This is a genomic window from Microcoleus sp. FACHB-672 (assembly GCF_014695725.1).
GTDB lineage: Bacteria > Cyanobacteriota > Cyanobacteriia > Cyanobacteriales > Oscillatoriaceae > FACHB-68.
The window spans coordinates 187,581-208,305 of the sequence record NZ_JACJOU010000033.1; the positions used below are offsets into that span (position 1 = coordinate 187,581).

Annotated in this window: 14 protein-coding genes and 2 tRNA genes; 6 read left to right on the forward strand and 10 right to left on the reverse strand. The window is 46.3% G+C overall.

Features of this window, described 5'->3' with window-relative positions; translation table 11 throughout:
• Positions 1-4: 4 nt before the first annotated feature.
• The 4 genes from H6F56_RS23960 to psbZ form a co-directional block, all read right to left on the reverse strand.
• The gene (locus H6F56_RS23960; RefSeq protein WP_190673968.1) at positions 5-415 is read right to left on the reverse strand and encodes a hypothetical protein; all 411 of its coding nucleotides are present in this window, start codon (positions 413-415) and stop codon (positions 5-7) included.
• A gap of 392 nt (positions 416-807) precedes the next feature.
• Positions 808-879, reverse strand: a tRNA-Gly gene (locus tag H6F56_RS23965).
• A gap of 148 nt (positions 880-1,027) precedes the next feature.
• Positions 1,028-1,612, reverse strand: a complete 585-nt coding sequence (gene ribH, locus H6F56_RS23970; RefSeq protein ID WP_190673971.1) for a 6,7-dimethyl-8-ribityllumazine synthase — start codon at positions 1,610-1,612, stop codon at positions 1,028-1,030.
• 82 nt (positions 1,613-1,694) lie between these two features.
• Entirely contained in the window at positions 1,695-1,883 is a 189-nt protein-coding gene (psbZ, locus tag H6F56_RS23975; RefSeq protein ID WP_190673974.1) for a photosystem II reaction center protein PsbZ, read from the reverse strand.
• Between the two features lie 247 nt (positions 1,884-2,130).
• Here psbZ and H6F56_RS23980 point away from each other — a divergent pair, with 247 nt between their 5' ends.
• From H6F56_RS23980 to H6F56_RS23995, 4 genes are all read left to right on the forward strand, one after another.
• Positions 2,131-5,022, forward strand: a complete 2,892-nt coding sequence (locus tag H6F56_RS23980; RefSeq protein ID WP_190673987.1) for a CBS domain-containing protein — start codon at positions 2,131-2,133, stop codon at positions 5,020-5,022.
• 87 nt (positions 5,023-5,109) lie between these two features.
• The gene (locus tag H6F56_RS23985) at positions 5,110-6,150 is read left to right on the forward strand and encodes an aliphatic sulfonate ABC transporter substrate-binding protein (protein WP_190673990.1); all 1,041 of its coding nucleotides are present in this window, start codon (positions 5,110-5,112) and stop codon (positions 6,148-6,150) included.
• Positions 6,151-6,337: 187 nt separating this feature from the next.
• Positions 6,338-7,942 (forward strand): HAMP domain-containing methyl-accepting chemotaxis protein, encoded by a 1,605-nt coding sequence (locus H6F56_RS23990; RefSeq protein ID WP_190673993.1) that lies wholly within the window; start codon positions 6,338-6,340, stop codon positions 7,940-7,942.
• Between the two features lie 425 nt (positions 7,943-8,367).
• Complete coding sequence (locus H6F56_RS23995; RefSeq protein ID WP_309236624.1) at positions 8,368-9,954, forward strand: methyl-accepting chemotaxis protein; 1,587 nt, start codon at positions 8,368-8,370, stop codon at positions 9,952-9,954.
• Between the two features lie 60 nt (positions 9,955-10,014).
• On the opposite strand, the gene H6F56_RS24000 is transcribed toward H6F56_RS23995, so the two are convergent.
• From H6F56_RS24000 to H6F56_RS24020, 5 genes are all read right to left on the reverse strand, one after another.
• The gene (locus H6F56_RS24000; protein ID WP_190673995.1) at positions 10,015-11,436 is read right to left on the reverse strand and encodes a methyl-accepting chemotaxis protein; all 1,422 of its coding nucleotides are present in this window, start codon (positions 11,434-11,436) and stop codon (positions 10,015-10,017) included.
• 788 nt (positions 11,437-12,224) lie between these two features.
• Entirely contained in the window at positions 12,225-13,025 is an 801-nt protein-coding gene (locus tag H6F56_RS24005; RefSeq protein ID WP_309236625.1) for a sirohydrochlorin chelatase, read from the reverse strand.
• Between the two features lie 111 nt (positions 13,026-13,136).
• Positions 13,137-13,829 (reverse strand): manganese catalase family protein, encoded by a 693-nt coding sequence (locus H6F56_RS24010; RefSeq protein WP_190673997.1) that lies wholly within the window; start codon positions 13,827-13,829, stop codon positions 13,137-13,139.
• Between the two features lie 382 nt (positions 13,830-14,211).
• On the reverse strand, positions 14,212-15,732 hold the full coding sequence (locus H6F56_RS24015; protein WP_190674000.1) for a serine/threonine-protein kinase: 1,521 nt from the start codon (positions 15,730-15,732) through the stop codon (positions 14,212-14,214).
• A gap of 89 nt (positions 15,733-15,821) precedes the next feature.
• Positions 15,822-16,220 carry a DUF4359 domain-containing protein gene (locus H6F56_RS24020; protein WP_190674003.1) on the reverse strand — a complete coding sequence of 133 codons (399 nt, stop codon included), beginning with the start codon at positions 16,218-16,220 and terminating at the stop codon, positions 15,822-15,824.
• Positions 16,221-16,489: 269 nt separating this feature from the next.
• On the opposite strand from H6F56_RS24020, the gene H6F56_RS24025 reads away from it, so the two are divergent.
• A tRNA-His gene (locus H6F56_RS24025) sits at positions 16,490-16,562 on the forward strand.
• A 227-nt stretch (positions 16,563-16,789) separates the two neighbouring features.
• The gene (gene pcrA / locus H6F56_RS24030) at positions 16,790-19,150 is read left to right on the forward strand and encodes a DNA helicase PcrA (RefSeq protein ID WP_190674006.1); all 2,361 of its coding nucleotides are present in this window, start codon (positions 16,790-16,792) and stop codon (positions 19,148-19,150) included.
• Positions 19,151-19,408: 258 nt separating this feature from the next.
• Here pcrA and H6F56_RS24035 read toward each other — a convergent pair whose 3' ends face one another.
• Positions 19,409-20,674 (reverse strand): FGGY-family carbohydrate kinase, encoded by a 1,266-nt coding sequence (locus H6F56_RS24035; protein ID WP_190674994.1) that lies wholly within the window; start codon positions 20,672-20,674, stop codon positions 19,409-19,411.
• Between the last annotated feature and the right edge of the window lie 51 nt (positions 20,675-20,725).

Here is a 20,725-nt window from a genome sequence, read left to right on the forward strand (position 1 = left end):
GTAGCTAACGCCGATAAGCCAGCCAGACCATAAGCGCCGGCAGCACTGCTAACAGTACCGCGACGATAATGGCCCAGGGAATAACATTAGAACCCAAGGGTAAACTCAGTGCTGAGGGCAGCCAAATGATCAGCAGCACTAAAATAATTCCCAGTGCTAAGGGCAAGTAACTGTCCCTCAGTCCAGAATAGGCTTTACTCCACTGCTGTCCCGTCCACCGCCAAGCTTGCTTGTAGGGATAGTTTGTGGAGAGTTGCTCGATCGCAAAGCCGTTTTCATCGACAACGAATATCTGCTGACATCGATTGCAGCCAAATGCTTCGGTCAGGACGATCGGAATGAGACGTCCCCGACGCCGGCAGGGGCAGGGGTAGTCAGTATTTAAGTCAATCTTCTGGGCTTTTTGAGATTGCACAAGCGCTCGTAAAGGCAAAAGTATGTAATGAAAGTTTATCTAAAAACTCGAGAACTAATGTTTTATTATTAGGCTTTCGACAATAGCCGCCAACTAAATTGCTCAGTTGCGCTAAGTGCGGAAACAGCCCTCTAAGCGTCCGATGACTTACGCTAATTTTACCATTGTCAACTTCAAGCGAGTGTAGCAATTGCCTCAAACATCGGCTTAGCTGGCTGGCTTTTTGTTGCGGCTTTAAGTTTGCACCCGATTTGAACAGCGACAACCTCACCGGCACTCAGAAAATCGTCTTTCAATGGGTGGGGTAGCTGCCTCAGTGCCGTGGCAACCGATACATCTGAAAAACAGGATATAACCCGAACAGATGTTTTAATGAGATTGTTTTTTTTAAAAGCGGGTAACGCGATTCGAACGCGCGACATTCACCTTGGCAAGGTGACGCTCTACCACTGAGCTATACCCGCAAATTTGCAGTAATCATTAATATGTCAGATTTTTCAGAGTTTGTCAACTCCCCGCGATGTTTTTTTTTTGCTTGGGGAGTTGGTATCGGCTGGAGGCTTATTTGCCGGCAGTTTTGAACCCGGTGCCAGCGTTGCTGAGAGCGCTCAATTACTGCCGATCCACCGGCTCTTGTATCGGCATGGCATTTTTTATGGGAGCCGGTAAACTCTGGGGCGTACCGGATGCGTGATCACTGTAAAGATCAGATACCACACTTCCCTTGACTTGATGCATCAAACTGGCCATTTCCAGGGCTGACATCCCGTAGTTCCAGCCGAGGTTGTTTTTAATTCCCGCTCGTTCTAGGGCTTGCTGCATCGTATCGGTGGTGACGACGCCAAACACCACTGGCACGCCGGTTTGGAAGCCCGCCGCTGCAATTCCCTTAGACACTTCAGCCGCCACATAATCAAAATGCGGGGTTTGACCCCGGATCACTGCCCCGAGACAAATCACCGCATCATAACGACCTGTCATTGCCAATTGGCGAGCCACCAGAGGCAGCTCAAAACTTCCGGGCACCCAAGCATAATCAACTTGAGTCCCCTGGGGATTGACATCAACGCCGTGACGTTTCAGGCAATCCTGACAGCCCTCTAACAGCTTGCCGGTAATCAGATCGTTGAAGCGACCAATAACGATGGCAAACTTGAACTGGCTTGTCTGAGTAAAATTTCCCTCGAAAACTGCCATGTTATCTATCCTTTGTCAAGTGTCAAGTGTTTCTTGCTTTGTCACCGATCCAGTGATCGGTGACTTGTGCAAATAACAAGACTCAGACTACCAAATAGCTCAAGGCACCCACTAAAAATACCAGAGCTATCCAAAGACCAGAGCCAACGAAAATAAGCTGTTTAGATTGATCCCAGTTTTGGGGAGAGGCATAGGCAACGGGGACGCCAATCACCATCACGAAGGAAAGAAATACAAGAGCGGCAAGTGCGATTTGAAATAGAATTGACATTTTCTTTTTTTCCCAACAGAGCAATTAACTGGACAGCACCAGTTCAGCCAGACTCAGGCTACTTTAGTAATCAGCCCTGAGTCTTAAGCTACCAAAAAATGACCCTCTCTGATAGAGGCTAGTGAGGAAGTGCGCTCGTTTCGGGTGCGTAGCATAGAGGAAGAAGGGGCAAAGGTAAAGAAACGCTCACCGGCTCCTCAATTTCCAGGCTTCCCAGCTTCTGTATTTCCTTAAAAAAGCAAGCGACATGGATTTAATTTTGTGCCACACAACTGCAGATTTTGATACCCTCGGCGCGGCTGTGGGGTTGACACGGCTTCTGCCGGGGGCAAAGGTGGTACTCACCGGCGGATCTCACCCAACGGTGCGAGATTTTTTAGCCTTGCATCGCGATGAGTACGCTCTGATCGAACGCCGTGCGGTGCCCGCCGGCCAAATTCGCTCGCTTTCTGTTGTCGATACTCAGCAGCGCGAACGCTTGGGAAAGGCGGCTGAGTGGTTGGATCTGCCCAATCTGACTGAAATTGCTGTTTATGACCATCATCTAGAGATGGAAAGCGATATCCCAGCCACTCGCAGCCAGATAGAGCCGGTGGGCGCAGCGACGACGTTGATTGTGGAGCTATTGCAAAAAGTAGTAGAAGAGAGGGGCAGAGGCGAGCAATCAGAACTCAGGACTCAGCACTCAGAACGGTTCCTCACGCCGGCAGAGGCGACGGTGATGGCATTAGGCATCCATGTGGACACCGGCTCCCTCACGTTTGGCCATTCCACGGCACGAGATGCCAGGGCTTTGGCTTGGTTGATGGAACAAGGAGCCAGCTTGCCGGTGATTGCGGAGTGCGCTGATCCCGGTTTGTCTCCCCAATTGCAAACATTACTGACGGTTGCCTTAGATCAGTTGCAAAAGTCAACTGTCCGAGGTTATACGGTTTCTTGGGTGTTGCTGGAAACCGATGCCTTTGTTCCGGGGCTGTCGAGTTTGGCCTCACAATTGATGGATATTACAGAAAGTGATGCGCTGTTGTTGGCACACTGCGCTTCTGGGAAAGATTCCGGGGACAAACGGTTAAGCGTGATTGGGCGATCCCAAATTGCCGGCACCAATCTTAATCAGCTATTTAGCCCACTGGGCGGTGGTGGACACCAACGGGCGGCGTCTTTAAGTTTGCGGGGTGTAGACGCACCGGCAACCCTGCATGAACTAGTAGAGCAACTCAAAGCACAAATTCCCCATCCGCTGACTGCCGGTGAGCTGATGTCGTCGCCGGTGCGAACCATTCGCCCAGAAATCACGATTTATGAAGCTCAGAGAATTTTATTACGCTACGGTCACTCTGGGCTTTCTGTGGTAAATGCGGCGGGCAAACTAATGGGGGTGATTTCCCGGCGGGATTTGGATATTGCCCTGCACCACGGCTTTGCTCATGCGCCGGTGAAAGGCTACATGACGGTGAATCTGAAGACAATTACACCGGCTACCCTGCTGCCAGAAATAGAGTCGCTGATGGTTACTTACGACATTGGACGACTGCCGGTGTTGGAGGATGAGCAGTTGGTGGGAATTGTTACCCGCACCGATGTGCTGCGAGAATTGCACCAAGATCGAGAGCGGGGGAAAGAGAGAGAGCGGGAAAGCGGGAAAGCGGGAAAATTGGGCTATTGTCCGCTGCCACAAGCGATTCAGCAGCTCTTGCGAGAACGTCTAGCTGCCCCCCTGTGGCAGTTGCTCACCGATACCGCCGAACTCGCAGAACAGCGGGGCTGTCACCTGTATCTCGTGGGTGGCGGCGTGCGAGATTTACTGTTAGCCAACCCCGATGACACCATTTTGTTGAGTGATATTGACCTTGTGGTGGACGGCATCGGCGCAGATGCAAACCGGCAACTTGCCACGCCCTTAGAGGGTGCCGGTGTGGAATTGGCAACTGCCCTACAGCAACGCTATCCACAAGCCCGTTTGGATATTCACGGGCAATTTCAAACGGCAGCGCTGCTGTGGCACAAAGACCCCGTTTTAGAATCGCTTTGGATCGATATTGCAACGGCTAGAACGGAATTTTATCCTTACCCTGCTGCCAACCCGGAAGTGGAGGCATCCTCCATTCGTCAAGATTTATACCGGCGCGATTTTACGATTAATGCTTTGGCGGTGCGCCTAACTGGGCCACGTGCCGGCGAGTTGTTAGACTTTTTTGGAGGGTTGGTCGATTTAGAAAGCCGGCAAATTCGGGTTTTACACGCGAATAGTTTTATAGAAGATCCCACACGCATTTATCGGGCGGTGCGGTTTGCCGTGCGCTTGGGATTTAAGATAGACCCGCAGACGGAAGGATATATTCGCCATGCTATTGAAAGTGGTGTTTACGAACGTGCTAAGGGTGACAGTTTTTCAGAGTTAAAATCTGCGGGGCAAAATCAACGAGCGCCGGCATTGGAAACGCGGCTTAAAAGCGAGCTGAAATATATTTTGCAAGCTGCTTATTGGAAGCCGGCTTTGCAGTTGTTGGGGGATTTGGGGGCGCTAAAATGTATTCATCCCACGCTGGAATTGGATAAGCGGTTATGGAAACAAATTTGTTTGCTGAGTCGCTGTTTGCAACAATTTGAGTCTTTGATCTTGAATTCTCAGGCTGAGGTTAAAAAGAAAATCCCCGACCCTTGGCAAATGCGCTTAGAGGTTTTAATTGCTCATTTGGCTGCTGAATATCGAATTCAGGTGGCGGCGGCTTTACAACTGCCGGCAGATAGTATCGACCGGCAGCGGCAGTTTGAGCGAGCTAAAATTGAGGTTGTAGAGTCTTTGCCTCTGTGCCAATGTCCTAGCCAAATTGTGAGGCTGTTGCGCCGGCATGAGTTACCGACTTTAATTTTGACTGGGGTGCAAAGTTCGCGCTCGATACGCCGGCAGATTTGGCAGTATTTAACGCGATGGTCTCTTGTTCAGCCGGTTCTCAATGGCAATGACTTGAAAGCGCTGGGTTATAAACCTGGCCCTCAGTATAAGGAAATACTAGATGCTCTACTGGCGGCAACGCTTGATGGAATCATTGACAACCGCCAGGTGTCTTCTCAAGAAATCCGTGCCGGTGCTGAAGCTTTTCTGACAGAACATTTCCCGCTTACTGATAATAAATAGTCTATTTTTGTAACTTGCGTTACGAATCTTAACTGCTCTTAAATTATCAGCACTGGGAACGATTCCCTGCAACCCAAAGGAGGCCCAATGAAGATTCGGACTTTACTGTCATTGATCGCAGTTTTTTTAGTGAGTTTAATCGTTGCGGTCAGTTGTACTTTTCCACAAGCTCCGACTTCCACCACTTCTCCATCTGCGGTTTCTACTAACCAGCCCATTCGACTAGGCTTTAGCAATTGGCCGAGCTTTCTTTATGTGCAAGTCGCTGAAGATTCAGAAATATTCAACCAAAATAATATTAACGTGGATTTAACATTTTATGACTATGCGAAATCGGTTCAAGCCCTGAAACAAGGAGAAGTTCAAGCTAATTTTCAAACTTTAAGTGATACAATTAAAATGATAGATAATAATTCAAAATCCGATCCAGTGATTGTTTTAACGACGGATGCTTCTAATGGAGGTGATGCGATTATTGTCAATAAAGAAATTAAGCAAGTTGCGGATTTAAAAAATAAAAAGATAGCTACAGAAAAAGGCGAAGTAGATCATTTTATGTTATTGTTGGCGCTAAAAAAAGCCGGCTTGAGCCAAGCCGATATTCAGTTAGAAAGCTTAGATCCGCGAGCCGCAGTTGCAGCGTTTGTAGAAGGACAGGTGGATGCTGTCGTGGTTTATCTACCTTACACGAAGGAAGCTCTCAAGCTTGCCGGTAGTAAAGTGCTATTGAGTTCAAAAGATTTCCCTCAAACCGTTCCCTCTCATTTAGTCGTTGACCGCAAATTGATTGAAGAAAGGCGTTCTGATGTTCAAGCGCTTGTCAATACTTGGTTCGCCACCTTAAACTTCGTGCGCCAGAATCCTGAAAATTCCTATAAGGTTATGGCGGACTACCTGGGCGTTTCGGTGAATGAGTTCAAAACCTATGAGTCTGACATCAAGTTTTTTACAATAGAAGAAAACTTGAAAGCCTTTAATTCGGGTTCTGATCTGACATCTTTGCCTTATGCAGCCGAGGAATTTAGTAACTTTTTGCTGAAGGCCGACTTTATTAAAAAAAAGCCCGATCTCAGCCAGTTATTTGATAGTAGTTTTGTCGAAGCTTATGCAGATTCTTTAAACAAATAAAATTGTTAGCGTATAAACTTTAGCGAAGGGTAAGAAACTGTAGTTTTGCTAAAAAGATTGATTACGAAAGTGAAGATTAAATGAGAACGTGAAAAGGTAAGACATTTACTTTTCACGTGCTTATTCATTTTTAACTTTAATCAGAGCGGAGAAGTGACAAAATAAGTTGGCTAAAGTGAGGGTAAAAATGAATCGGCTTAGTACCTGGTTTAAGAAAATGGGGCTGCAAGGGAAACTGATTAGTGCGTTTCTCATCATGGCACTGATTGTCTTTGCTGTTGGCTGGGTAGGGCAGCTCGGTAGTTTCTGGCTAACTCAATACCTTGATGAGATTAGTGAGGTGAGACTGCCGAGTATCGTAGGATTACAAATGGTAGATCAGGGACTCAGGGTTGCTCATGCCGGCGAAATGGCGCTACTCAATACCAGATTGAGCAACACAGTTAGGGAAGATCAAGTAACCCGAATCCAGCAGGCTTTGCTACAGATGCAGGCAGGGCAAGATAAATATGAGCGGCTACCCCGCACCCAGCAGGAAGATAAGCTGTGGAAAAATTTTCTCTCGAAATGGGGGCGGTGGAAGCAAGAGCATGAAGAATTTCTACGCCTCTATCAAAAATTTGAACAAGGAGGCATTTTAGCTCCCCAGACAAAGCAGTTGGATCTGTGGCGGCAGGATCGGGCTAACTCACAAGAAATGATAGCGGCTCAAGCAGCCAGCACTCTGCTAGAACAAATGAATGTGCAGGTCTTTACTATCAACCGGCCAGTATTTAATTCGGCAGCGCAAGACCTGGAAAAAGTCATTAAAGTAAACGAGACAATTGCAACCAATCAAAAGCAGGCAGCCGATCTGAGTGTGACGCAAACTCAGCGCTGGGTTGTTCTGGGCACAATCGCCGGCCCACTGACGGCGATGATTTTGGGGATTATTCTGAGCTGGTCAATTGCTAAGCCGCTTGATAGAGCCATCAGCGGCATCATTAATGAAATTGTCAGTTCTTCAAGCCAGATTAGCGCTACAGTCGAGCAGCAGGAGCGCATCGCACAGGAACAGGCGACTTCGGTGCGCCAAACGACCACTGCAATGGATGAGCTGGGTGCCTCCTCTCGACAGTCGGCGGAGCAAGCTGAAGCGGCAGCTGCCGGCGCTTCTGTGGCGCTGACGCTAGCAGAGGGGGGAAGCCAAGCTGTACAGCGCACGCTCGGAGGCATGACAGAACTCCAACAGAAAGTCAGAGGGATTGCCGGTTCGACCGTACTATTGAGTCAGCAAACTGCTCAGATCCGCGAGATTTCGTCTGTAGTGCGAGATTTAGCCGGCCAGACGAATATGCTGGCGTTGAATGCAGCGGTGGAGGCGGTGCGAGCCGGAGAACACGGTAAGGGTTTTGCCGTCTTGGCAGCGGAGATTCGCAAACTGGCAGACGAGAGCAAGAAATCGGCAGATAAGATTAACGCCCTCGTCGCCAATATCGAAACGGCTAGCAACTCAACGGTGCTAGCAACGGATGAGGGGACAAAAACAGTCGAGGACAGCGTCAAAATCGCTCAGGAAACGGCAGACACTTTCAGAAGTGTGTCTGAAGCTATCGAGCAAATCTGTGTAAGCAATCAGCAAATTGCCCTGACTTCGAGGCAGCAAGCCGTGGCCATCGATCAAGTAATTTATGCAATGAACACTATCAATGCCGGCGCTAAACAAACTGCCAATGGCATCACTCAAACGAAGGTGGGCATCGACAACCTGAAACAAGCCGCCCAGAATATTAAGGTATTCGGTGTTGGGTAGAGACACGAGTAAGGGAACCCAGAAGAGTGAGTGTTTAAGAGATTTATTGCGATTACTCTCCCTACTTTCTGCTCTCATTTTTTATTTTTTACTAAGGCATTCTTTAAAAAAACAGATTTATACTATTTTTTTGCTTAAGGAATGCGTCATTTTTTAAAATAAAGAAATAAAGCTAACTCTACATTTTTTGATTAAGTAGGTGAACATAAATAAACGAACACCTTTTTCCCACTCCCCTATTTACAGTTACTTACCGTATCAAAAACTCTATGCCAGGTCCTCCATTCTTCAGACGTGGTGATAACCACCTCACAGGCTCCACGACCCCTCTTCAGCAGTGAAGTTTAATTTCTTACTTACTGCTCACCCACATTTTTTCTATTAATATTAATCATAAAGCAAACAAATTAGGGGAGAGAAATATCGTGTTTCGTAACATGAATTTACAAAGCCGGCTGATCTCAGCTTTTTTAATGATGGGCTTACTTGTCTTGGTCGTAGCCGGTGTGGGATGGAATGGAAATTCTCGTATCAGCACGCATATTAATACATTAGGTAATAATAGTCTGCCAAGTGTTATGGGGTTGTGGAAAATTAATGAAGGGCAGACCCAAGTTCAATCGTCAGAAAGAGCCTTGCTCAACACCCTCTTAAGCAAAGAAAAACGTCAGGCTGAATTGAGCCGAATAAAAGAAGCTTGGCAACAGATTAACGAAGGGTCTCAACAATACACATCTACTTCTAGAACTGAATCGGAACAAGCCCTTTACCAGCAATTTCTTAAAGACTGGGCTAACTGGCAGCAAGATCATGAAGAATTTGTGCGTTTATATCAAGAATTCGCACGGCTGGGTGTTTTAGATCCCCCAAACAGAATGGCTGAGCTAGTCAGTCAGCGCAAACAAAATTCACCAGAAATGGCAAAAGTACAAGCCGCCGATGCATTACTTGCTCAACTCAGCGACTTAGCAGCAAATAAAGAAAGAGCCTCATTTGACACCTCAACAGAATCGGTGGCACGCCTTATCAAATACAACGAGGAATATGGGGACGCGGCACAAAAAGCCGCTGCAAGGGATGTGGCTCAAACTAGCTTCTGGATTATCTTAGGTATGGTGTTGGGTCCCATCACGGCGATTGTTCTAGGGATAGTTTTAAGTACGGCGATTGCCAAACCTCTAGATAAAGCGATTAGCGGCATTATTAATATGATTGTTAGTTCTTCCACAGAAATTGCCGCCACAGTTGAGCAGCAGGAACGGGTTGCTTCAGAACAAGCAGCTTTGGTAAACCAAACGAGTACCACGATGGAGGAATTGAGGGCTTCTTCAAGAACAGCAGCCGAGCAAGCTGGGGCAGCAGCGGCTAGCGCACAGCAGGCACTTAGCCTGTCGGAGGGGGGAACCCACGCAGTCAAGTTAACCTTAAAAGGCATGGCGACGCTGCAAGAAAAAGTTGGTGCCATTGCGTCGTCTATTACACGCTTGAGCGATCAAGCCGGTCAAATTGGCAGCATTTCCGGTACGGTGAGTGATTTAGGCAGCAAGACAAATATGCTGGCTTTAAATGCAGCAGTGGAGGCGGTTCGTGCCGGCGAACACGGAAAGGGGTTTGCCGTCGTTGCCGCAGAAATTCGCAAACTCGCTGACGAAAGCCAAAAATCCGCAGAGAAAATTAACGGACTTGTTAAAGATATTCAAGTGGCGATCAACTCAACCGTAATGGTGACAGAGGAGGGAACGAAAACCGTTACAAATGGCGTTAAAATCGCTCAAAAAACAGCGAATGCTTTTAAAGGAGTTGCTGTTGCAATTGACCAAGTGGTGATGAATAACCAACAAATTGCTTTAAGTGCCGGCCAACAAGCTGTGGCGATTCAGCAAGTAGTTAGTGCGATGAATGTTATCAACACCGGCTCTCAACAAACAGCGAGTGGCATCACTCAAACGAAAGTCGGAACTCAAAAACTTAACGAAGCCGCTCATAACTTAAAGGGTTTGGGTGTGCGTTAAAGGCGAAAAGAACAGAGATGAGTGGATGGGTGCCGGCATCTTTCCCTATCTCTGCATTGTTTAAACGACTGCTTTCAGTGTTGTTGCCGCTTCATTCAGCTTGTGGGTGCCATTTTTTGTTTGAGTAATGCCACTGGCTGTTTGCACTGCACCTCGCTCAATGGTATTCATGGCTTGTGCTACTTGTTGGATTGCAATCGCTTGTTCTTTAGCCGTGAGTGAAATTTGTTGAGAGTTAACGGCAATGTTCTCAATTGCCTCCACAATACTTTCAACGGTTTTTGTGCCTTCTTCTGTCACTTTTGCTGTCGAATCTGTGGCTTTCTGAATCTCAATAACTAGGCTATTGATTTTCTCTGCAGATTTGTGGCTTTCATCAGCAAGTTTGCGAATTTCTGCGGCAACCACGGCAAATCCTTTTCCCTGTTCGCCGGCACGAACCGCCTCCACTGCTGCATTTAAGGCAAGCATATTGGTTTGATTCGCTAAATTACTCACTAAAGTTGAAATTGTACCAATCTGATTAGTTTGTTCACTTAAGCGGAGAATTTCCCTGGCAATCTGTCTGACTCGCTCTCTCAGACTAAATTCGGAAACTGAATATTTCCCATATTGCCTATTTAATTCGGCGTCGCTATCTACTAAGATTAACACTTGTTTGGCTCCAGCCGCTGCCGCCTCAGCTTGCTCAGCAGTCGCTCTTGAAGAAGCGCCTAATTCATGCATGGTTGCGGTGGTTTGATTCACCGCGACAGATTGCTCTGCTGCTGTCCGTTCCTGCTGCTCTACGGTTGCAGCAATTTCTGTTGAGGAGTTCGTAATTATCTTCGTCACTTCATCGATTGGTTTCACAATTCTACGAACAACAAATGATACAATTAAAAAACCTAGAATTGTACCTAAAATTGTTCCCCCTAAAGTAATAAACGTCGAAAACTGCTCAGCTTCGCTGACAGATCGCTGACGCCTTGCTAATAAATCACTTTCGGCTTGCAGCATATTATCAATCTTGTCTCTCACAGTCTCCAAACCCTGCTTACCTTCTACCAAGTTAGCTTGGGATGGAGATTTACCGGCTCTGATCAGAGCAATATTTTTGGTTAAACTATTTATGCCTTGTTGAGATAATTCTTCAACTTCTTCAAGATTTCGACTTTGAACCGGATCGTCCTTAAGCAAAGATTTAGCTTCTTTAAAATTATTGGGTAGATTTTTTTGTGCGTCTTTGTAAGGTTGTAAAAAATCTTCATTCTTAGTAAGAATAAAGCCTCGCTCTCCGAGTTGAACATCAACTAAAGTTTCTTCTAACTCTTGCAGCTTTGTTTGCACCCGATAACTGTGCATTACCTCACTCGCTGTTAAAACCAGACCATTAACTGTTAATTTAGAGATTAAACCATTGATCGCCATCACCACAATTATTGCTGAAAATCCTAAGGGAACGACGTTACTGAGTTTCATAGTTGCAAATTTGGACTGCATTTTATTTCCTCCTTTTTTAAGATTGTAAATAAAACTAAGAAGCAATAATACAAAATCGGCTAGTCGCATACCCTGGACAATCGGCGGGTAGGGTATGCCGGCATCGGCTTAAGTATTTACCCTGAAAACCCAACATATCTGACCGTAACTTGGCATCCCTAACTAAATTACAATCTCGGTCGTCTGTTTTTTATTTATTATAGTCGCGAAAGTAAATTGAGAGAGGTGTGTGCTATTTACTTGTAACAAAATCTAACTTTAAACTTATAGCTTCAAGTTTGCCAGCTTTATTCACCAAGCAAATTCTGCTGGTAAAAAGGGCTAGACTTGCTCACTTTATTCTAAAAACCAAGCGTTTGAATAAAATCATGAAGCCAACTATCAACATTAATAAACAATTAAAATGCTATACACAACATAAGTTGCTATAGATAAAATTTTTAGTATAAATATTAAGAATTCAATTAAAATTTAATTTATTTTAAAAAAAGTATGTCACTACGAATCATTGGCAACCTGTTTTCTATGCTTTCCAACTATGAGACTGGGATGGAAGCAAAAGAGAGGTTGATTCCCCGGAAAAGATGACAGGGAAGAGAGGGCGATTGATCATTGCGAAGTTCGATAGTAAGGATGCACCCTAGATTGGCAAAAATATTGGAGGAGTGGGAGCATCTTGTTTCCTAAGATTACAGCAAGCGGGCAAGATGCCGGCACTCGAAATTTTCAAAAATGAGATGATCCCGATAGTCATTTTATGGGTTTTACCGGCTCCAAGCCTGTGCGGTTCATTCCCCAGCCAAATCTAAAATCAAACGTGCCAGCTCAATACCGGCTCCTAAAGGTTCAGCTAAATGTAATTCTACTGCGGGAAATTGCTGGGAAAGCTCACTGACATATTGGCTGATCGCATCTGTAATCGCGCCAACAAATAAGAAATAGGGCAAAATCCCGATCTTTTGGTGGCCGGCATTCACGAGTGCTTCCACCTGCTTTTCCAAACTCGACCGCACAGACCAATAGGCTGGCACCGCACCTAACTTAATGGCCAGATCCTCAATCGGTTGATTGGCACCGGCACGACGGCTGCCGTGAGATAGCAAAATCCAGGCATCAGCCCCCATATTTGCCTGTTGCGCGGACAGCAAGCCGGTAAGACCCGGATGTTTACCTAAGTAAGGCTTGATCTCTATTTTTGCCTGTGAGCCTAAAGCTTGTTGCGCTTTGGCGACCTCTGCCGGGATATCTTCCATGACATGAACACCCGGAAGTAAAAACACCGGCACCACTTGAATAGAGTGGATGCCGGCGGCAAAACAACGCTCAGCGAATTCTCGGATTTGCTCATGCAAAGGCAAGGGATGCAGTTCTAACAAACCCATCCCAACGAAGGTTTCTGCCGAATGCGTTGCCAAATTCCCCGATCCTGAGCGTCCAGAAGCCTGCCGGTGTATCTGAACATCGCAGACTAATTGAGTCAGTTGCTCGACAGCAACCTGGTAGCGCCGGTCGCGGCTGCCGTGAAATACCAATAGATAAGCAGATAACAATTTCTTGAGGGTGCCTGTAAACTTTAAATGAACAATCACTGAGATAGTTGCAATCTATCCGCAGTCATTGTACTTATAAAAACATAAATGAGCCAGAAGAAAAGTTACTTCTGACTCATTTTAGAACAAGCTAGGAGCGATTAAAGCAGATTAAGCTTTAGCATTCAACGGATCGGCAATATAGCGGAAATCTGGTTCAGAGTTCCACGGACCGCGCTCATCCTGTGCCCCATTTGTCGATAAATTGTAGTAGATATCTACAGTTTGATCGGGCTGAACATTACCGAAGAAAGGATCTGTGAGTTTACCCAGTGATTCCAGCGCCTTCATAAACATCTGGGTGTGGGAAATTTCGCGGGTCAGTAGATGAACCAGCATCTCCTTCGTTCCCGCATCTGGGGCATATTTAATCAACTGTTCGTAAGTTTGACGCGCCCCGCCTTCTGCAGCAATATTAGCCCGGAGATCGCGCACCACGTCGCCGCCTTCATTGATATAAGCTGCTGTCCAAGCGCTGCCTTGGCTATCTAAGAAATGCGGCCCAATGCCCCGCATTGCAAAGAGCGTACTCTTGAACGCGTCTGTTTGGTCTGTATTTTTGGTATGGGCTTCAATGAGTTTGCCGACCATTTCTAAATGGCTAAACTCTTCGATGGCAATATCTTGAAGCATATCCCGGATGCCAGGATTTTCCACATGGAAGGACTGCACCCAATACTGTAAAGCTGCAGTCAGTTCGCCGGTTGCCCCGCCAAATTGTTCGAGTAGCAACTGAGCGAAAAGAGGATTTGGTGCCTCAATTTTCACATCTTTTTTAATGAGTTCTTTTTTGTGAAAAAACACGATTCAATACCTCTCTGAGCTTTTTTTCGGCAAGTGTCTAACCAGGGAAGCTGCTTGAAGCGTTACCTGGCTTTAAATGTTTGTCTTGAATTCATTGTCTTTTTTGATGGCAATGAGTACGTCTATCTACAGAGACAAATGAAGAATATACGATCTCTGCTTTAAGATAGAGCCATTTAAATATTTAGATTTCAAATCTTAGATTATTGGACAGTGGTGTATTTAACCGGCAGGTTTTTGCTGTGGCAATCAAGTGTAAATTCCAGCCGGACTCTACTTTTAAAAACTTTGATAGGGAACGATTTGAGCTTCTTGGAATCGATGAGTCATAAATAAGCGAGCGTGCTGTTGCGAATGTCTGGTGACTGCCGGCATGGCAAAATTAGATGGGATTGCATTTGCTAAGTTTTTCAGACATCGCACCGGCGTGTTGCCACCAGGAAATTCCCCCAACCCAAGTTCGCGAGGGCAAATGTCCCGCCGGCGCTGAGGATTTAAACTTTAGGCTGTTATTGGGTATCGCTGGGTTATGAGCCGGCCATCCAATGCGCTCACAAAAGATTGCGTAGTCTCCCGCAACACTGTCATAAATTTTTTTCTGCACACTAAAGCCAAAGCGACCTGCGCTGTATTTCACCCATAGCCGGTCAATTGTTTGCAAATCCTGACAGGGCAATTGTTCGATATGACGGGTGTCGATATAGCCGCCTCGTTTGCCGGCTGCTTGAAATAAAACTGTTTTCGTTTCCTGATCGGCTTCTTGCCATTTGTGCGCCGCCAGTAAATCGCGCAATTTTCTATAGTCTACCCCCATCGCTGAAGTGAGCAGATCATTACCTTGAGATCGATGGCTTACGCGGCGAAACAGTTTATTTAAAAATGAATTATTTGGCTGTGGAAGTAAGGGTTGTACGGCAGCCGGCTGCGGGGATTTAATCGAGGCGGAAGCTCTTTTTACAGAGCATAGGTTAACTCTTTCGGGAGCGGGGGGTTTTACCGGCTCATTGAGTGCTTGCAGCACTTCATCTGCTGAAAGATATCGCTGATTGAGGGCATTTTGCAGCAATTTATCCAAAACTTTACCCAAGCGGATGCGAGATGCGGGCGAAGTCATTCCACCGAAGTCAGTGCCGGTGGGTAAATAATCGCGCCACGCCCACCGATCACGGGTCATGTCATATAAGTTAGAAGGAGCAATGCCGGTGAGTAGGTGAATACAAGTCGCGCCTAAACTGTAAAGATCACTGGCAGGAAGGGTTTTACCTCGCGTTTGTTCGGGTGCCATATATTCTAGACTACCAATGATCGTGCCGGTTTGGGAAAGATTGGTGCCGGCAAACAATTTGGCAATCCCAAAATCGATCACCATAAATTTGCCATCGCTGCGCCGGCGCATAATATTTGCCGGCTTAATGTCACGGTGAATCACTTGTTGTTCGTGGATATATTGCAACACCGGCAGCAAATCTTGCAGCAATTGAAAAATAACTTTTTCATTAAAAACACCTTGTTGCTTCAATTGCTGTGAAAGTGTCTCCCCTTCAATCAATTCTTGAGCTAAATACAACCACTTGTTTTGTTCAAAGTGCGCCAGCAAAGACGGGATTTGCGGATGCGTGCCTAGATGCTCCAGCCTTACTGCTTCTTGGTGAAAGAGTTGAGTGGCTTTTTGGAAGTTGCTATTGCTGCCCTGCTGAAAGTAAAGTTGTTTAACAACACAGCGCGGTTGGGAGGGGATATCTTCATCAACGGCTAAAAATGTTCTGCCAAACCCTCCTTGACCGATTTGTTGAATCGGGCGGTAGCGCTCTTTGAGCCACAGCTTAGAACCGCAACTCTGGCAAATTTTAGCTGTATCCGGGTTCTGGGGTTGCTGGCACCCTGGGATAACGCAGTAAGTCATAGGAAGTCGCTCAATGCAGATGCGTAAAGCTTAAATGTTCCTAGGATAGCCTCTAGCTCGGTCGCTTAGCTGAAAAGTAGCAAATCCCTTTATTTTTGCTTGGCTTGATAAGTGTAAAAGCTTTGCAGCACGCCTGCGGTTTCAAAGCGGTAAGCGGGTAATGCCGGCAGCACAGAAGTAAGTCCAGAAGGCAGCAATGGAGTAACAGACAAATTCGTTGTATAAATACTAAAGAAAATAAAGTTTTGTCGTTGTGTGTTCTGGGCGATGGCTTGCTTAAACTCAGATTGTCCAGAATCGACAATTGCCGCGCAGCGATTTTCAAAAAAGCCGGCTTTTTGACAAAAGTTGCCCTTCACATATTCTGTCAACTTCTGAACGGCATACTCTTCATAGGCAGTTTGAGCTGGATTGGTGACAGCCATTGCCACTCCCACTCCTGCTAAAACAACTCCCCCGACGATTGCAGCAGTCTTGAAACCCTTCATACGTCTTCCGCAGTGAATCTTTAAGCTAAGACTACCCGTTTTCTTTTAGCGATTACGCATTAGACTGAGTTGGCTGACGCGGATTTGAGATTTTGCCGAGGAATTTTGCTGGGATAATCCTTTATTTGCAACGCTTCCAGCTTGTCGTGGGCGACTCTAGCACAAAGGGGAAAATATAGAAATTAAAAAATTTAATCATAAAAATGAAGAATTTTGAACGCAGGGGTAGATCGCAACCCGGAAGAAGTGCTATATTAAGAAGCGCAATGGCGGGCGTAGCCAAGTGGTTAAGGCAGTGGATTGTGATTCCACCATTCGTGGGTTCGAACCCCATCGTTCGCCCTTCTCGTGTGTAGAGTAATAAATAATTTTCCGTAATGCTGTATTCCTACAGCGCTATGGTGGATTTGCTGCGGTTGTAGTCAATTCGCCATTCAAAGTCGAGTGCGGGAGTGAAGCACGCTAAGACGCTGGGGAGTCGTCAGCAAGTTTCGTTACACTATAATAGCCTTCTCAAGCGCATATAATGGGCATCTTCCCGCAATGTGAGCGCACTTCACCGGCTAGCCATGACTCAAACCACTGACTTTCTCAGCCTCCTCAACTCCTCCCAACGCCAAGCCGTTGAGCATTTCTGCGGGCCATTATTGGTTGTTGCCGGCGCAGGTTCCGGCAAAACACGGGCGCTAACTTTTCGGGTGGCAAATTTAATCCGCACCCACCGAGTCGATCCAGAAAATATTCTGGCGGTGACGTTCACCAACAAAGCGGCGCGGGAAATGAAAGAACGTATCGAGAAATTATTCGCGCAGCAGCAAGCACTAGAAAGATACGGCAAGCCTTTTGATGCCTTAGTCCCCGAGGAGCAAACCAGGCTACGTTCAAAGGCGTATAAAACTTATATTAAACCGCTTTGGGTGGGCACATTTCACAGCTTATGCGCTCGCATTCTTCGCTATGATATTGAAAAATTCCAAGACGAAAAGGGCCGCCGGTGGAAGCGAACGTTTTCTATTTTTGATGAATCGGACGCCCAAAGTCTTGTTAAAGAAATTGTTACGAAAACGCTAAATTTAGATGACAAGAAATTTGAGCCGCGTTCTGTGCGTTATGCGATTAGTAACGCCAAAAACCAGGGATTGAATCCGCAAGAACTTGAGCGAGAACAACCGAATATGCGCGGGCGGGTCATTGCTAATGCTTACAGCCTTTACCAAGACGCGCTTGCCGCTAATAACGCCCTTGATTTTGATGATTTGATTCGGGTGCCGGTGCAATTGCTCACGCAAAATGAGACGGTTTTAGGCTATTGGCATCAAAAGTTTTCTCATATTTTAGTAGATGAATATCAAGATACCAACCGAGTTCAGTATGATTTAATTCGGCTGCTGGTGACGAACAACGAAAGCCCCAAAACCTTTAATAACTGGCAAAATCGCTCGGTTTTTGTGGTTGGGGATGTGGATCAGGCGATTTATTCTTTCCGTATGGCAGATTTCAAAATCTTGCTTGATTTTCAGCAAGACTTTGGGGACGGGTTGCCGGATGATGACACGCGCACGATGGTTAAATTAGAGGAAAATTACCGCTCTAGAGATAACATTTTGCACACGGCAAATCATCTAATTCAAAAGAATACTCAGCGAATTGATAAAGTTTTGCGTCCGACGCGTGGAGAAGGTGAACCGATTTACTTGCACCGTGCCGGCGATGAAATTGAAGAAGCTGAATTTGTTGTCGGCGAAGTTATAAAGTTGGTTCGCAAACACCCTGAATTGAAATGGGGCGATTTTGCAATTCTTTATCGCACAAATTCCCAGTCACGGGTGTTTGAAGAGTCGCTGGTTCGAGGGAATGTGCCTTATAATTTGGTCGGGGGACTGAAGTTTTACGATCGCAAAGAAGTTAAAGATATTGTTGCTTATCTGCGATTCATTGTTAATCCAGCAGACACGCTGAGTTTGGTAAGAATTATCAATACGCCTCGGCGTGGGATTGGGAAAGCAACTTTAGACCGGCTGCAAGATGCGGCGCAACAATTAACGATTCCATTATGGGAAATTCTCACGGATGATGAATCGGTGAATACGTTGGCGGGACGGACTGCGAAGCCGATTCTTCAGTTTGTGGAAATGATGTGCCGGTGGCAGGCAAAAGCCCTACTTGAAGAGGGTAGTAAACCGACAAACGCTTCGGAAATTGTGCAAGGCATTTTGGAAGATTCTGGTTATATTCAAGACTTGAAAACTCAAGGCACCGATGAAGCTGAAGATCGCTTAGCTAACGTATTGGAACTTTATAATGCAGTGTTGCAATTTGAAGAAGAAAATCCGGAAGCAACCCTAGAAGATTTTGTGGCGAGTGCGGCGCTGAGTTCTGATATGGATAGCATGAAAGAAGAGGAATCGCGCGTTTCGGTGATGACGCTGCACGCGGCAAAAGGCTTAGAATTTCCTGTGGTATTTCTGGTAGGAATGGAACAAGGTTTGCTGCCTCATTTCCGTAGTTTAGACGATCCAGCTTCTTTAGAGGAGGAACGCCGGCTTTGTTATGTTGGCATTACTCGCGCACAGGAACGACTGTTTCTCACTCATGCCAGTGAGAGACGTACTTGGGGAAACAAGCAGCCGGCAATTCCTTCGTTATTTCTCTCAGAATTACCCAAAGAGTTTCTGAGTGGAAGTGGGGCAAAAAGTAAGAGTGCGGGAATGCAGAAGACTAAAGGGGCGGGGGATAAATTTACGCTCAAAAATTCTGCTAAAGTTTTAGATTGGAAAGTGGGTAATCGCGTGCTTGATGGGCGCTTTGGGGTTGGGGAAGTGACTCACCTTTTAGGATCGGGGGAGAAAGTAACGTTGGCGATTAAGTTTCCCGGTGCCGGTGTGAAGATTATCGATCCGAAGACTGCGCCGCTGCAACGACTGGAATGAATGATAATTTCATCAGCAAAATTCACCTAGCTTTGAGAAGCCGGTAACTGCTCACCTTCGTTATGGATGCTTTCAACAAGGCACCCACAAAAAAAATGGTTGCATTTAAGTGCTGCAACCATCGAAGTTTGTGTCAATCAAGGTAACTGTTAATGTTATAACAATAAAATTGGCCGGCACTTCCTCCTGTTAGGTCATCCAGCTGGGTGATTTTAAAAAAGTTCAAAATATGTAATCGGAATTTGCTGAGTGAATGCTTTATTGAGTGAGCTGGCGCATTGCTAATAATGCTGTGCCATAAGCTGCTTCGGTATGAGCCGGCACCCCCACCGGCACATTCAATAAACGTTCACGAATTGCACTCCAAACCGGGTTTTTAGCACCGCCGCCGGCAGTGTAAACGTGAGTTAATTTAGTTGTACCCAACTCTTGCAAAAGTTGATAAGCTTGCGCTTCAATTCGGGCAATACTTTCTAACAAACCGTGTAAAAATTCTACTGGATTATCCGGGCGCGGTTCCAATCGTGGAGGCAAATTGGGATCGTTTATCGGGAAGCGATCACCGGCTTTGATCAAAGGATAGTAATCAAGCGGACTTTCTTGCTCAGGATCAATCTGCCGGCTGAGACTTTCTAGTTCAGTATCGGTGAAAAATTGCCGCAGCACCGCGCCGCCGGTGTTGGAAGCGCCGCCAACTAGCCACAGATCCTCTAGCCGGTGACTGTAAATACCATAGCGAGCATCATCAATGCGAGTTCGGCTGAGCAGCTTGAGTACGAGGGTGGAACCGAGGGAGGTTACTGCTTCTCCGGGGGATTGCACCCCGCTTGCGAGAAATGCGGCAATGCTGTCCGTGGTGCCGGCACACACCTGACAATCTGCCGGCAAGCCAAACTGCTGAGCAATTTCTGCCGTTATTTCCCCCACCGGCATCCCTGGCTTGACGATTTCTGGCAAATGTGGAATTGATTTTATATCTAATAACCAATTGGGATAGCACAAACGCTCAGGGTCATAACCTAGCTTCAGGGCGTTGTGATAATCGCTGATACCGAGCCGGTTATGTAATAAAAAGGCTAACCAATCGGCTTGATGTAGGAAATAATGCTTTTGCAGTGGCAAGTTTAACTTATGCCTAAACCATAGAAGTTTAGCCAAACTGGAAGTGGCGCTAATTACCGGATGATTTGCGGGTGCGATGGTTTTTAACTCCTGCATCACCGCGACGCCTCGCCCATCGTTGTAGAGAAGTGGTTCAGCAATGGGTTTACCACCGGCATCGCAGAGCAAAACCGTGGAAGAGGTGCCATTAATCGCAATTGCCCTAAGATCGCGGCAGATTTCCTGGGGAATTTGAGAAATTAAGGTAAATAACGCGGTTTGCCAGAGATCCGGCAAATGATTTTGCAAATCGCTGGTGGCATTAAAAGGATACTGTGCCTCGGCGTGAAGGGTGCCGGCAGCATCAATTGCAACAGCCCGTGCGCCGGTGGTGCCGAAATCTATACCGAGATAGAAGTTCATCGCTGTGTTTTTTGACAAATTAGGGTTGATAATATGAGCCGGCACCACTTT